This window comes from Shewanella psychropiezotolerans, assembly GCF_007197555.1.
GTDB lineage: Bacteria > Pseudomonadota > Gammaproteobacteria > Enterobacterales > Shewanellaceae > Shewanella > Shewanella psychropiezotolerans.
The window spans coordinates 213,425-228,741 of record NZ_CP041614.1 but is presented as its reverse complement, the minus strand read 5'-3'; the positions used below and the strand labels follow the sequence as shown (position 1 = coordinate 228,741).

Annotated in this window: 12 protein-coding genes and 1 pseudogene; 12 read left to right on the top strand and 1 reads right to left on the bottom strand. The window is 48.2% G+C overall.

Annotation, left to right across the window (positions count from 1 at the left end):
• Positions 1-35 precede the first annotated feature (35 nt).
• The 11 genes and pseudogenes from FM037_RS01025 to FM037_RS00975 all read left to right on the top strand — a co-directional run bounded on the left by FM037_RS01025 (position 36) and on the right by FM037_RS00975 (position 12,777).
• The gene (locus FM037_RS01025; protein WP_144044458.1) at positions 36-602 is read left to right on the top strand and encodes a hypothetical protein; all 567 of its coding nucleotides are present in this window, start codon (positions 36-38) and stop codon (positions 600-602) included.
• Positions 602-1,585 carry a COX15/CtaA family protein gene (locus FM037_RS01020; protein ID WP_144044457.1) on the top strand — a complete coding sequence of 328 codons (984 nt, stop codon included), beginning with the start codon at positions 602-604 and terminating at the stop codon, positions 1,583-1,585. The genes FM037_RS01025 and FM037_RS01020 overlap by 1 nt, the downstream gene beginning before the upstream one ends.
• Before the next feature lie 62 nt (positions 1,586-1,647).
• Positions 1,648-2,562: a heme o synthase gene (gene cyoE / locus FM037_RS01015; RefSeq protein WP_144044456.1), complete on the top strand. Its 915-nt coding sequence runs from the start codon at positions 1,648-1,650 to the stop codon at positions 2,560-2,562.
• Positions 2,563-2,631: 69 nt separating this feature from the next.
• Positions 2,632-3,323, top strand: a pseudogene (locus tag FM037_RS01010) (SCO family protein).
• A gap of 343 nt (positions 3,324-3,666) precedes the next feature.
• The gene (locus FM037_RS01005) at positions 3,667-4,032 is read left to right on the top strand and encodes an STAS domain-containing protein (RefSeq protein WP_144044455.1); all 366 of its coding nucleotides are present in this window, start codon (positions 3,667-3,669) and stop codon (positions 4,030-4,032) included.
• Positions 4,033-4,034: 2 nt separating this feature from the next.
• A complete protein-coding gene (locus FM037_RS01000; protein ID WP_144044454.1) occupies positions 4,035-4,397 on the top strand; it encodes a response regulator in 363 nt (120 codons plus the stop codon).
• Positions 4,398-4,437: 40 nt separating this feature from the next.
• The gene (locus FM037_RS00995) at positions 4,438-6,537 is read left to right on the top strand and encodes a chemotaxis protein CheA (protein WP_144044453.1); all 2,100 of its coding nucleotides are present in this window, start codon (positions 4,438-4,440) and stop codon (positions 6,535-6,537) included.
• Between the two features lie 68 nt (positions 6,538-6,605).
• Entirely contained in the window at positions 6,606-7,181 is a 576-nt protein-coding gene (locus FM037_RS00990) for a chemotaxis protein CheW (RefSeq protein ID WP_144044452.1), read from the top strand.
• A gap of 206 nt (positions 7,182-7,387) precedes the next feature.
• Positions 7,388-10,576, top strand: coding sequence for a methyl-accepting chemotaxis protein (locus FM037_RS00985; protein ID WP_144048770.1), 3,189 nt, complete (start codon positions 7,388-7,390; stop codon positions 10,574-10,576).
• 250 nt (positions 10,577-10,826) lie between these two features.
• Positions 10,827-11,663, top strand: coding sequence for a CheR family methyltransferase (locus FM037_RS00980; protein ID WP_144044451.1), 837 nt, complete (start codon positions 10,827-10,829; stop codon positions 11,661-11,663).
• A gap of 73 nt (positions 11,664-11,736) precedes the next feature.
• Entirely contained in the window at positions 11,737-12,777 is a 1,041-nt protein-coding gene (locus FM037_RS00975; protein WP_144044450.1) for a protein-glutamate methylesterase/protein-glutamine glutaminase, read from the top strand.
• Positions 12,778-12,825: 48 nt separating this feature from the next.
• Here the strand turns inward: FM037_RS00975 and FM037_RS00970 are convergent, their stop codons facing one another.
• Complete coding sequence (locus FM037_RS00970; RefSeq protein WP_144044449.1) at positions 12,826-13,887, bottom strand: polysaccharide deacetylase family protein; 1,062 nt, start codon at positions 13,885-13,887, stop codon at positions 12,826-12,828.
• Positions 13,888-13,908: 21 nt separating this feature from the next.
• Between FM037_RS00970 and FM037_RS00965 the strand changes: the two genes are divergently transcribed.
• Positions 13,909-15,246 carry an MATE family efflux transporter gene (locus FM037_RS00965; RefSeq protein WP_144044448.1) on the top strand — a complete coding sequence of 446 codons (1,338 nt, stop codon included), beginning with the start codon at positions 13,909-13,911 and terminating at the stop codon, positions 15,244-15,246.
• Positions 15,247-15,317 lie beyond the last annotated feature (71 nt).

Sequence of the window (15,317 nt, the reverse complement as noted above, 5' to 3'; positions counted from 1 at the left end):
TCATATGAATTTTATTAGCCTGCACAGGCGTTCATATGAGCTTTCTTAGGAGAGAGTATGAACTCCCCAAAAAGAGCGGCGCTAAACCTTTAATTTTACTTTTCTTAGTCTTCGTCCTACCTGTGGCCGCGGCCAAAATCGTGCTCAGCTTAGATCTCTATCAAGGCGGTGCAACTAATAAGGGAGTGCTACTCCCTATTGGCACTAGCTACCAGAGCCTTAAGATGGACAACCCTAAGCCTAGAGAGTGGCAACTCCTCTACCTGCTACCAAACAAGTGTGATCAGCAATGTCAGGATCATCTCTACATCCTACAACAGAGCCATATCGCCTTAGGCCGAGATCAAGACAGAGTTCACACCTTGATATTACTGAGCAAAGATAGCGATCTCCATGCCCTGGCTTCATACAAATTCGAAACGGCGAAGGCCAATGACGCCATCATAAAAATGCTGGATCGCCAGCAGATGATAGTGGTCGACCCACTGGGCAGTTTGGTCATGCGATATCCCGCGGTGAATGGCATCGACAAGCAGATCATGCAGGGGAAATCACTCATTGTTGACTTAAGAAAGATGCTAAAACTATCGAGAGTTGGCTAATGGGGATCCAAAATCTACTCAGAATCACCCTTGTCTTCACTCTTTGCGTCATTTTAATGGGAGCATATACCCGATTATCCGATGCAGGCTTGGGCTGTCCCGATTGGCCTGGTTGTTATGGCATGATGAAAGTCCCCAGCCAACACAGTGAGCTTATGCAGGCACAAGATGCCTTCCCTGGTCAGAAAATTGAGCCAAAGAAAGCCTGGCTAGAGATGATCCACAGATATATAGCCGGAGCTCTGGGATTACTCGTATTGGTAATCTTCATCCTCTGTTTAAAAAAACTAGATGCCCCTAAGAAGCTACCTACATTGATTGCCATCTTGATCCTGTTTCAAGCCGCGTTGGGAATGTGGACCGTTACCATGAAACTCATGCCCGTTGTGGTCATGTCTCACCTCATTGGCGGCTTCACCTTAATCTCTCTGCTACTCCTGCTCTATCTCAGGACTAAGCCACTGAGGATCCCTGGAGGGGATTTTGTCGCTAGAAAACTCGCTCCATTAGCCTTGGCTGGCATGGGAGTCTTAATCTTACAGATCATACTCGGTGGCTGGACCTCATCAAACTATGCAGCCCTAGCCTGCACTTCACTGCCTATCTGCGAAGGGGACTGGTATAAGAATTTACAGCTCACTCAGGCTTTTAATCCGTTTCAAGGCGAGCACGAAACCTACGAGTTTGGCGTACTCGACTACTCTTCACGTATGACCATACATGTCGCCCATAGATTTGGCGCAATATTAACCACAGGAATTTTGCTCTGGCTTGCCTATCAACTTTTTACTCGCTCCCAATCGGCACTGTTGAAGCGAGCATCACTGGTCTTGACCGGTTTAGTCATACTGCAAGTAGGCCTCGGGATCAGCAATGTTGTGTTGCACCTGCCCTTGGGCATAGCCGTTTCTCATAATGCCGGAGCGGCCATGTTGCTACTGACATTAGTCTTTATCAACTACGCCCTATGGCGAAAAGCTTGAGATAAGAAGCTATCGACAAGAATAATAATTTAAAGGGCGTAAAGCCTAGCGAGGGAAAAGCCATGGCAAAACCACTTTCAATATCAGTAACTGAGCCTAAGACCAACGGCGAACCACTTCAGTGGCGCGCATATTATGAGATGACCAAGCCTAAGGTGGTTGCACTTATGCTGCTCACGGTTTTAGTCGGTATGTGTCTGGCGGTACCTGGGTCTGTGCCTCTACAGCCCTTAATTATTGGCATGATGGGTATAGGTATGATGGCTGGTGCGGCCGCGGCCTTTAATCACATCATCGATCGACGCATAGATGGTCTGATGGCCCGCACCTATAATCGCCCTCTGCCTAAGGGGCGCATCTCTATCACTAAGGCTCTCATCTTCTCCGTTAGCCTGGCGCTATTGGGCTTCGCCTTACTCTACACCTTAGTCAATGAGCTTACCGCCTGGCTCACCTTTGCCAGTCTTGTGGGCTATGCCATCATCTATACCGCTTACCTCAAGCGGGCCACCCCACAAAATATCGTCGTCGGCGGACTCGCCGGAGCTATGCCGCCACTCCTTGGCTGGACGGCCATAACCGGAGAGTTTCATGGTCATGCGCTGCTATTAGTGATCATCATCTTCACCTGGACCCCACCACACTTCTGGGCTCTTGCCATTCACAGGAAAGCGGAATACGCCAAGGTAGATATTCCAATGCTGCCAGTGACACATGGCGTCGAGTTCACTAAGACCTGCATCTTGCTCTATACCTTGCTGCTTGCTATCGCCTGCTTGCTACCTGTTATCGTGGGAATGTGCGGCCCCATCTATCTGGTGGGTTCGACAATATTGAGTTGCGCTTTCATCTATAAGGCATGGGAACTTAAATATGATGACAAGCCAGGATTGGCAATGCAGGTGTTTCGCTTCTCCATCTATCATCTGATGATCTTATTTATCCTGCTCTTGGTCGATCATTACCTCTGGGTATAAACCTGAAGTTCTAAATGATTAGCTCATTAGTGCTATATAGATTCAAAGTAGAAAATGGAGCCTTCCAATATGGCAAAGAAGCTTAGGATAATCGCCGTGGCGCTATTAGGCTTAGTCTTACTCGGCCTCGGCGGTGTGACCGCTGTTCAGCTGCAGAAGAATAAGCAGACCAATGCCATCATCAATTCCCTACAGGACACAGAGCTGGATCTTGCCACCAGCTTCGTGTTTCCAATGGCTAAGCCATTGGCACCTTTCTCCCTCACGGATCAACATGGCAATGCGTTTACCAATAACCAGTTAAGCAATAAATGGAGCCTGTTCTTCATCGGCTACACCTCTTGCCCTGATGTCTGCCCTACGACTATGGGCAAACTCACCGCGGCTTACCCTAAATTGCTAGAAAATGCGGATCTACAAGTGGTTTTCCTCTCCGTAGATCCTCAGAGGGACACTCAAGCTAAACTTTTAAGCTATATGAACTTCTTCAACCCTGAATTTGTCGCCATCACAGGGGGCATGCCCAACTATTCCCGCTCACTCGAGACTTAGGCTTCGTCTATGCCATGGTCGGCGAAGGAGAAGACTATCAAGTCGACCACAGTGCATCTATGGCACTAATATCACCCGATGGAAATAAGGTGGCCATAATAAAACCTAAGTCTTTGGCTCCTGGAAAATTACCACAGATCTCCAATAAAAATCTGATTACTGATATTCAAACCATAATAGCCAATTATAAGGCGGCCCCTAGAAGCTAGAGAGCCAAGTTCCCAGGACCGATAACCTAGGAGCTATCAACTAACTGTGCCAATTTGTAACTAAAAATGTCGACCTTACAAGCATACTAATCTCGGTCACCCCACCTCGTAAAACCCTCGATATAAATATAAAAACCTTTTAATACAATGTGATGACAAAATAGTTGACAGGGCGTATACCTACGACTACCTAACCTGAATGGCATTTTATTTCCCCGTTACCCACTATTTTATTTCTCGGCTAAATAATCAAAAAAACACCAACAAAAGAGGAAATACTCAAGTTTGCCGACTATCTTTTGATCTTGCAGGGATGAAGTAAAGCTATCCAAAGGAAAATTAAATGTCGGAACAAACAATTAAATTGGACTCTGAATTAACTATTCGAAATATTCAGCCCATTTTCGCACAGCTTTCAGAGCTATTAACCCATGACGAAGAACTGCATATAGATGCAAGTCAATTGACCAGGGTCGATACTGCTGGGGCCCAGCTCCTCTACTTATTTTCCCAAACATGTGCTTCCCGCTCCCTAAGAGTCAACTGGTTAGACTGCCAGCCAGAGCTTCAAATCAATTTAGAAAACCTGGGTATTAACATTCCAGAAATAGCCATCCCAGAGTTACAAGCCGAACTGGAAAATCTGAGTATAAACATTTCAGAAATAACTATTCCAGAGTTACAAGCCGAACTGGATGAGGAAAAGTAACGATGAAAAAAATACTCGCTGTAGATGACTCGGCTTCCATGCGTCAGATGGTCTGTTTCACCCTAAAAACGGCTGGATTTGACGTCACAGAAGCCTGTAATGGAGACGAGGCCTTAAAAGTCGCCCAACAAGGCGAATACGACCTGGTCATTTCGGATGTGAATATGCCCATCATGGATGGTCTCACTTTAATTCGTAATCTACGCACCTTACCAAACTATAAATTTACCCCCTTGCTGATGCTGACAACTGAGTCAGGTACAGACAAGAAGCAAGAGGGTCGCTCCGCAGGTGCTACCGGCTGGATAGTGAAGCCCTTCAACCCAGATCAGCTATTAGCAACCGTGCGTAAGGTGCTTGGTTAAAAAACTCCAAATCATCAGATGGATCTAACGGACATTTAATATGGAAATCGATCTCAGTCAATTCAGTCAGGTATTCTTCGAGGAAAGTCTAGAAGGCTTAGACGCCATGGAGTCTGAACTGCTTAACCTCGACGTTAATAAACCCGACGAGGAAGCTATCAACACCATTTTCCGTGCAGCGCACTCCATCAAGGGAGGCAGTGCTACTTTCGGTTTCAGCCAGGTCGCTAATTACACTCATCTGCTGGAAACCCTACTCGATGAGATCCGTGATGGCCGCAGACAGATGACCAGCGAGCATCAAGACATGCTACTGCTCTCCGTCGATCTGCTGCGAAATATGTTCGATGCCTTGATGCGAAAAATCGACTTCGACGACCCCCTCCTCGCTCAGCTAGAGAAGCAATTTACTATCGAAATAGACAAAGGCACTAAGGGCTCAGTCTCTGAAGAGCTGGATTCTAGTAGCGATACATTGGCAGAACAAGAAACGCCCGGTCTCCTACGTTGGGTCATTGATTTTCAGGCGGGTATCGACATACTGCGATGTGGCAATGATCCTTACCTCATGTTCAACGAACTCAGGCAGTTGGGAGAACTCAGTGTCTGCTTGGCCGGACATTCGTCACCTGAATTTAATGATATAGATCCCGAGGCTTGTTATCTCAATTGGCAACTCGAACTCATTACAGACCAGCCCTTAGAGCGACTAAAAGAGGTATTCGAATGGGTCGAAGATGAGTGCACCATCAATTATTCCTCTAGCCCTGTCATTAATGATAATACCGAGCAAGATGATGAACTCTCAAATAGAGACCCCGCCGAAGCGGCTAGTTCTCAGGAACAGCAAGGAAGCGAAGCAGTCCAGAGAGAGTTAGAGAGTAATAAAGTCGATGAGGCCCAAGGGCCCAAACCTAAGGCGGTCTCTCAGGCTAAAACTCCTGAGACCAGCTCGATTCGAGTCAGCATAGACAAGATAGATCTGCTGATAAACATGGTAGGTGAACTGGTTATCACCCAAGCCATGCTTGGCCAGATAGGCCAGCAGGATAAGATAGACGAAGAGTCACTCATATCACTCAAACAGGGACTGGAGCAACTCGCCACCCATACCCGGGATCTGCAAGAGAGCGTCATGCAAATCCGAATGCTCCCCATCAGCTTCGCCTTCAACCGCTTCCCCAGGCTCGTCCGCGATATCGGTCAGCAATTAGGGAAGAAAGTGAATCTAGTGCTGAAAGGGGAAGATACCGAGCTAGACAAGACTGTGATGGAGAAAATCGTCGACCCTATGGTACACCTGGTGCGTAACTCATTGGATCATGGCCTGGAAACACCGGAAGAACGCCTCGCCAAGGGCAAATCAGAAGCTGGCACTATCACCCTCAACGCCTTTCATCAGGGCGGAAGTATCATCATAGAGATCATAGACGATGGAGCTGGCCTGGATACCGACAGAATTCTTCGCAAGGCCAGAGAGAAAGGGCTCGTCGGTCAGGAGGAAGAACTCAGCACAGAGGCAATCCACAAGTTAATTTTCAAGCCGGGGTTTTCCACCGCCGATGCGGTCTCAGATCTCTCGGGACGCGGTGTGGGCATGGATGTGGTCAGACGAAACATCAATGAACTCAATGGCAGCATAGAACTTAAATCCAGCCAAGATAAAGGCAGCCGTTTCACCATCAGGTTACCTCTGACACTCGCCATACTCGATGGCCAGCTAGTCAGGGTGGGCAAGCATATTTATGTGGTGCCTCTGGTTTCCATTCATGAATCATTACAGGTTGAACCTAGCAAAATAAACCGTCTCAGCGACGGCCATGAACTGATACAACTCAGAAACGAATACCTGCCGGTGATCAAGGTGTACCAAGAGTTTTGCCACACCTCTGATGCCAAAGAGATCAAAGACGGCCTGGTCATGGTAGTCGACTCCAATAACGAGAAGATAGGTCTACTGGTGGATGAACTCTTGTCACAGCAACAGGTGGTCATCAAGAGTCTGGAAGATAACTACAACCGGGTTCCAGGCGTATCGGGCGCCACGATTCTCGGTGATGGCACGGTCGCACTCATCATAGATGTTACCGGATTAGTGAGTATGGCCGGTATTGCCAGTATGAAAGAAGACGCAGCCTAACAAGGCTCAGAATTAACACGCTAGATAGCGCTAAAGATATCAAATTAAGGAAGATGGAGCCTGGAGCAATGACAGAGCAAACTCAAAGTATGCAGCCCCAATATGAGCAGGGGATAAAGCAAGATAACGATGAAGACAGCCAGCAGTACCTGACCTTCATCATGGCCAACGAAGAGTACGGAGTCGAAATACTATCGGTACAGGAGATCCGGGGCTGGGAGTCCACCACAGTGATCCCCAATGCACCCAGTCATGTGAAGGGGGTGATTAATCTGCGGGGCACCATAGTTCCCATCATAGACCTCCGCCAACGCTTCGGCATCGAGGTCTTAGATTATGGTGCTACTACTGTCGTTATCGTGGTCAAAGTTGCCATGGCTAACGAACATAAGGTCATAGGCATAGTCGTCGATGCGGTTTCCGATGTATTCAGCGTCAATAATGACGATGTACGTGACGCACCCAATTTCGGTGAAGACACAGATCTATCTTTCATCAAGGGCTTGACCAATGCCGGTGAGAAGATGGTTATTTTACTTGATATCAATAGATTACTCGGTAGTGAAATCTTACCCGAGGCAGAACAACTCTCTAACTTAATCAATACGCTTGATGCTCGCCAGCAGCAAGCGGTTAATGCGTAAACTGGTATAACGAGGATAAACGAATGGAAGCACAAAACTCCAACCTATCAAATGTAAACAGCTTACCAGTTGCCGGATTGGTGGTCAGCGTCGTTGCATTAGGGTTATCATTTGCAGGACAAGCAGGAAGCTGGGTTGCAGCAACCCAAATTATTGCAATCGTACTCATAGCCGCCGGCGTCATCAAGTTTAACCGCTGGCATAAGATGTTTGAACAGGCGTTAACCGAGGTCAGTAACGCCTTGATCAGCAATGAAGCACCTAAATTTTCAGACTTATCCCTGCCTGGTTGGGAACTTCTCACCAGCCGAATAGACGAGTTATATCAGAAACGTCAGCGGGACGAGACTAGTCTGAAGGCATTAGACATCTGTAACGCCAACGTCATGATGGCCGATGCAGATCACAACATCACCTACCTCAATGACGCGGTCAACGTCATGATGACCAAGAATGAGAAGACGCTACAGACCGAACTAGCTAGCTTCGATGTGAAAAAGTTAGTCGGACAGAATATCGATATTTTCCATAAGAACCCTGCTCACCAGAGACGCATGCTCGACAGTTTAACTACCACCTATGAAACCACCATCCAGGTCGCTGGACTTAACTTTAACCTGATCGCCAACCCTATCTTCAACGATGGTGTTCGCACTGGAACCGTGGTTGAGTGGCAGGACATCACGGCTAAACTCGCCCGTGAGGTCGAAGAGAAACAACAGGCCGCCGATACCAATCGCATCAAGCAGGCACTGGACGTATGTAAAGCCAACGTCATGATGGCCGATGCCGACTACAACATCATCTATTTCAACGAATCACTCAACGAGATGCTCAGCGACAATGAACGCACCCTGCAGCAGAGTCTTGCCAAGTTCGATATGAAGACCCTGATGGGCACTAATATAGATATATTCCATAAGAATCCGGCACATCAGAGAGGCATGCTAGACAGGCTCACCAGTACTTACGCCACCAGCATACAAGTTTCTGGACTCACCTTCGAGCTTATCGCCACCCCGGTATTCGATGATGGTGAAAGAACAGGAACCGTAGTCGAATGGCAAGATGTCACGGCTAAACTAGCCAAAGAGAAAGAGGAGGCGCAACAGGCCGCCGAGACAGGACGCATCAAGCAGGCACTGGACGTATGTAAAGCCAACGTCATGATGGCCGACGCAGACTACAACATCATCTACTTCAATGATTCCCTCAACGAGATGCTCGGCGAGAATGAGAAAACGTTACAACAGAGCCTGAAGAAGTTTGATATGAAAACCCTCATGGGCAGCAATATCGATATTTTCCATAAAAACCCGGCTCACCAGAGAGGCATGTTAGATAAACTCACGGAAACCTATGCAACCAGCATACAAGTCTCCGGACTCACCTTCGAGCTCATCGCCACCCCGGTATTCGATAACGGTGTCCGAACAGGTACTGTGGTGGAGTGGCAAGATGTCACCGCTAAGTTGGCGAAAGAGAAAGAGGAGCAGCTGCAGGCCGCAGAGACAGGCCGTATCAAGCAGGCACTGGATGTATGTAAGGCAAATGTCATGATGGCCGATGCGGACTACAACATCATCTACTTCAACGAATCACTCAACGAGATGCTCAGCGAGAATGAGAAGAACTTGAAGAAGAGCCTGAATCGCTTCGATATGCGCACTCTGATGGGCAGTAATATCGATATCTTCCATAAGAACCCGGCTCATCAACGCGGCATGTTAGATAGACTCACTGAAACCTTCGAGACTAATATAGAGGTATCAGGCCTCACCTTCGGTCTCATCGCCACCCCAGTGTTCGATAATGGCGAGCGCACCGGCACAGTTGTCGAATGGCAAGATTTGACCGTCAAGCTAGCCAGAGAAGCCGAAGAGCAGCAGCTCGCAGCAGAAAATGCCCGTATCAAGCAGGCACTGGACAATGTCTCCGCCAATACCATGGTGGCAGATGCCGATCTTAACATCATCTATATGAACAATGCCGTGGGTAACATGTTCAGAAATGCACAATCTGACATAGTCAAAGATCTGCCTAACTTCGATGCCAATAATCTTATGGGGGTCAATATCGATGACTTCCATAAAAACCCGGCCCATCAACGAGGCCTGCTAGGTGGACTCACATCCACCTACTCGAGCCAGCTATTAGTCGGAGGGCGTACCTTCAAGGTGGTGGCTAACCCCATCAAGGATGACAATGGCGAACGCATAGGCACAGTGGTCGAATGGACCGATCGCACCGCAGAAGTTGCCATCGAACATGAGATAGATACCATCATCTCATCGGCAGCGGCTGGTGACTTGAGTCATAGGGTCTCCACCGAAGGCAAGGACGGCTTCTTCCTCAACCTCTCTAACGGCCTAAACCGCTTAGTGGGTATCGCAGATAACGTCATCTCGGATGTGGTCAACATGTTCGACGGCTTAGCTAAGGGGGATCTTACCCGTCAGATAAACGGTGAATACGAAGGCCAGTTCGGTAAGCTACAAACAGATGCCAACGCGACCGTATCCAGACTCACCGAAGTCTTAGGCGGCATCAATGAGTCGGCCAACACAGTAACCTCAGGGGCCGAAGAGATAGCTCAGGGCAACGCAGACTTGAGTCAACGAACCGAGGAGCAGGCCGCATCTCTGGAAGAGACAGCGTCCAGCATGGAAGAGATGACGGCGACAGTCACCCAAAGCGCCCAGAATGCCACCCTGGCTAATGAGTTGGCCCAGGAAGCTAACTCTAAGGCCGAACATGGCGGCAAGGTGGTTGAACAAGCCGTCTCAGCCATGGAAGCCATTAACGACTCTAGTAAGCGGATATCCGATATTATCGGGGTTATCGACGAGATAGCCTTCCAGACCAACCTACTCGCGCTTAACGCCGCCGTCGAGGCTGCACGAGCGGGCGAGCAGGGACGCGGCTTTGCGGTAGTGGCTGGCGAGGTGCGTAATCTTGCTCAACGAAGTGCCGGCGCTGCCAAGGAGATCAAGGAGCTTATCCGTGACAGTGTGGGCAAGGTTACCGACGGTACCCAGTTAGTGAACCAGTCTGGTGAAACCCTGGAAGATATCGTGCAGGCGGTCACTAAAGTCGCCGACATGATAAGCCAAATAAGTATCGCCTCGGATCAGCAGTCTGCTGGTATTCAAGAAGTTAACAAGGCCATCTCCCAAATGGATGAGATGACCCAACAGAACGCCGCACTGGTGGAGCAGGTCTCGGCAGCGGGTGAAGCCATGGCCGACCAAGCCAGGAACATGAAAACCCAGCTTGGCTTCTTCCAGACTAGTGGCAATACGAGCTCAGGTATGGCATCTGCGCCACTGGCCCTGGTCTCTGGAGACACCCACGGCAACCTCAGCATCAGTAAAGAGGAGTGGAACGAGTTTTAACACTTAGTTCATAACAGGTAGGGTTTGATCCATAGACAGACCTTGTTTTCATGCAGGGTTTGTCTATCTTCTGTGACTGCAGGTGATTTATTTCAGATATCACAAAAAGTAGATATCGACATTAAACTGAAGACCATAGACGAAAAAAATCTTCTATTTATCAAGGTCTACCTATTCCCTGTAACGGCAGCAGGTTATTACAAAAAAGGAGGTATCGACATTGGAGATCATAGACGAAAAGGAATTTTCTATGACACAGCAAGACTTCGATTTTATTCAGAGTCTTGCTTACCAAGAGACTGGGATAGTTCTTCCTGAAAGAAAGAAACATATGGTCTATTCCAGACTCAGTAGACGCCTCCGCCATTTAGGTTTGAAAAATTTTAATCAATATTGTGACCATGTACAGAGCGAACCTGGCGAGTTAATGAATTTTGTTAATGCGCTGACCACGAACCTAACCGCTTTCTTCAGAGAGGAGCACCATTTCGACTACCTGGATAAAGAGATAGCACCATTATGGAGAAGACGACGCAACAAGCGTTTACGGGTCTGGTCTTCAGCCTGCTCAACCGGCGAAGAGCCTTATAGCATCGCCATGACACTGGCAGATCATTTTTCCGGAGCCGAATGGGATCTAAAAATACTGGCCACAGATCTCGATACTAATGTGCTAAGCAAGGCAGCTAAAGGCTGTTATGCCGAGGACAGTATCACAGGTCTACCAGAGCGATATCGTGAAAAGTATATAAAAACGACCCCAAATGGTATCCTGATGAAACAGAGTATCCAAAAGAAGATCCACTTCAAACAACTCAATCTGCTGCAAAAGTGGCCCATGACTGGTCCCTTCGATGTGATTTTTTGCCGTAATGTGCTCATCTACTTCGATAATGAAACCAAGGCCAAGATCATCGCTAAATTTAGAAAACTGCTCGCCCCGGACGGACTGCTCTTCATCGGACATTCAGAAACTCTGACAAATATATCAGATGAATTCGAGCTTATTGGCCAAACCATGTATCAGCCACTACGAGGCGGTCACGCCAAGATTCATGGAGAGAGAAAAAAAGCCCTTACGGGTTAAAAACAACAAGCAAGCTTATGACTATGACCGTTGGCCAAAGCCAGGATGCAGATTAGACCACAAGGATGAAACTATGATTAGCGTGTTAGTGATCGATGACTCTCCACTAGTAAGGCAATTGCTCAGTCATCTGTTAAACGATGCCGACGATATAAAGGTTGTCGCCACCGCAGAAGATCCCTATGAGGCGCGCAATTTGATCAAGAAGTTCAACCCAGATGTGCTGACCTTAGATATCGAGATGCCCAAAATGGACGGCATCGCCTTTTTAAGAAATATCATGAAACTCAGGCCTATGCCTGTGATCATGGTATCGACCCTAACGGCCAAGGGGGCAGCAGTTACCTTAGAGGCGCTCTCGATAGGTGCTGTCGACTTTATCTCAAAACCTAAGTCAGATCTCACCAATCAACTTATGGGTTATAAGCAAGAACTCATAGACAAGGTTCGCCTCGCCTATAAGAGTAACGCGCGCCCCAAGTCCCTATCTGCTCCAACGATTAAGCCGCTTAATGGTGAAATGTTCAGTAACAGACTCATAGCCATAGGTGCCTCCACTGGCGGCACCGAAGCGATCCAGAGTGTGCTCATGCGAATGCCATCGAACACACCACCTGTGGTGATAGCTCAACATATTCCGGCAGCATTTAGCACCTCGTTTGCCAAGCGTCTGAACAACAATTGCGCAATGAAAGTGATAGAGGCTCAGGGGGGAGAACAGCTCAAGCCTGGAACCGCCTACCTGGCCCCCGGCAGCAAGCACATGATAATCGAACGTAAAGGCGGCTTACTCTTCACCAAACTCGTCGACAGTGACCCCGTTAACCGCCATAAACCTTCCGTTGACGTGCTGTTTAATAGTGTCGCCGAGTCCGCCGCTAAATCCACCATAGGCATAATTCTGACCGGAATGGGCAAAGATGGTGCCAAAGGATTACTGAACCTGAAAAACAAGGGCTCTTACACTATCGCCCAAGATGAGGCTAGTTCGGTGGTATGGGGGATGCCTGGAGCAGCGGTAGATCTGGACGCTCATCACGAGCAGATGCATCTGGATAAGATCCCGCAAAAACTACTATTCCTGCTGAAAACGGAAAACAGTAAGGCGAGTTAAAACATGAGTTCCTAGGCTCTAGAATCTAGGAACTAGGACCTCTCTCCCCTATTCCTTTCTCCATGACCCATCGTCCTCGGGACGCACCCAAGCCTGAGAAAACCAGTAATACCCAGACTTGCTCTTGCTCGGCACAGTGCAATTATATCTGGATCTTCCCGGTGGCAGATCAAACTCAGCACGAATGGAAAATTCGTTTTCACTCAACCAGAGTGGCTTCTTAGCGCCTTGACCCTGAATGAAACACATCATCTGATGGGGATAGATATCACTCATATCCAAACTGATCTTGAGCTCAGGTCGCCAATTTCCATCTTTAAGTTCAGGGTCATTAGGTGTTATCGATAAGACAGGCATATTCAGGCTGTGCATCTTCACCTTGAGACTCGCGAGATCGGCATAGACACCTGCAACAGGGAAACGCGGCAGGGCCGTCAGAGACGAATACGCCCCGGCTGCACCAGACTGCTGACCTAAGCCAACAAAGCCATTGCGACTGAGCATATCCTCGAGAGCCTGATTATATTCACCATAGGGATAAGCCAACATCTTGTGATCTTGTCCTGTGGCCTTGCTAATTTCGGCTTCGGTCTCGAGAATATTAGTCTCGATACGCGACATCCACTGAGCTTCTGATTCTCCTGCCGACTTACGAATAAGATGCTCGTGCCCCCAGCTATGATTGGCTATCTCGGCCCCCTCTTTCGAGAGTTCAATCAACTCCTCCCAGCTCATCATCTCACTGTATTTAGCCTTGATAGGCTCAATCGAGACAAATAGCGTGTAGGGAAAACCGTATTCCTTTAAGATAGGATGCGCCGTCTCGGCAATGCTCTTATAGCCATCATCGAAGGTGATCACTACAGTGTTTTCCGCTATCGCCTTCTGGTTTCTAATCGCGTCCACAACCTGAGACAATGGCGTCACGATAAAACCATTATCGGCCAGGTACTGCATCTGCTCCTTGAACTGAGCTGGTGTCACGCTGGTGATGGCCGGAGTTTCCTCCGACACATGGTGATACTGTAAGATCACCGCAGCCTGAGCCGTGAAGGCCTGAAACGATAAACTGAATAACACCAGAAGCGTTATCATGACATTCTTAAACATAATTAAAACCTCTGAGATGATATGACCCCTGTCGAACTGATCCGTAACAAACAGAAAAATAGACAGCTACTGGCACTCGCCCTGCCCATGATATTGTCCAATATCACTGTGCCCCTGCTAGGCCTGGTAGACACGGCAGTCGTGGGCCACCTAAGCAATGCTTATTACCTGGGTGGGGTCGCTGTTGGGTCAACGATTATCACCTTAATTCTTTGGATGCTGGGCTTTCTTCGTATGGCAACCACAGGGCTAGTCGCCCAATCTTATGGCGCCGGAGACACACAAGCCCAATATAAATTACTGCTACAAGCTGGCAGTTTAGCGCTTATTCTAGGGCTAAGCGCCGTACTTCTGCAACTCCCCATTCTCAATACCGCCCTGATGCTCACCGATGCAAGTCTCGAAGTGCAGAGGTATACCCGGGAATATTTTGAGATAAGGATCTGGTCGACTCCCTTCGCCCTGCTCAATCTGGTGCTATTGGGCTGGCTACTTGGCAGGCAGCAACCTAAGGCCGCCATGTGGCAGTTAATCGTCGCCAATCTGGCCAATATAATCCTGGATTTGCTGTTTGTCCTCGGCCTGGGCTGGGGTGTTCAAGGGGCTGCACTGGCCTCTGTGTTTGCCGATATGTCCGGCTTCCTGGTTGCCTTAACCATGGTCTATAAACAAGTTCAGAAAACGGGTGGTTTCGACTTTTTCAAGCTGTGTAAGAGCCTCAGCTTAACCAGCTACCATAAACTACTCAGCCTCAATGCCGACATATTCGTTCGCAGTCTCTGCTTGCAGATCGCCTTTGCCTTTATGACATTTCATGGTGCCAGCTTAGGGGACAACACCGTCGCCGCTAATGCCGTACTGCTCAACCTCTTGCTGCTAATAAGCTATGCCCTGGACGGTATAGCTTATTACGCCGAGGCCGAGGTGGGTAAGGCCTATGGCCAGAGAAATAAGACGAAGATGCGAGAAGCTGTCACTCTGGCCTGGTTCTGGTCGGCCATTTCGGCAATCTTATTCACCTTAGTATTCGCCTTCGGCGGAGAAAGTATCATCAAGATGCTGACCAACATTGAAGAGGTGCGCTCGGTCGCCGATGAATATCTATTTTGGATTGTTTTACTCCCAATCCTCTCCTTCGGCTCTTATCTCTTCGACGGCGTCTACATAGGGGCAGCCAAGGGCAAGGTGATGCGAAATAGCATGATCATCTCGACATTTGGCGTATTTTTCCCGGTATGGTTTTTCCTGCAAGACAATGGTAATCATGCACTATGGGCCGCCATGAGCTGCTTTATGCTAGCCAGAAGCATAACCCTGACACTGCATTATCGATATAAATTGAGAGATGCAGAGTTTTAGGTTTTAGGTTTTAGGTTTTAGGTTTTAGGTTTTAGCAGACAATAAAAAAGCGAGTAGGCTAATAGCCGACT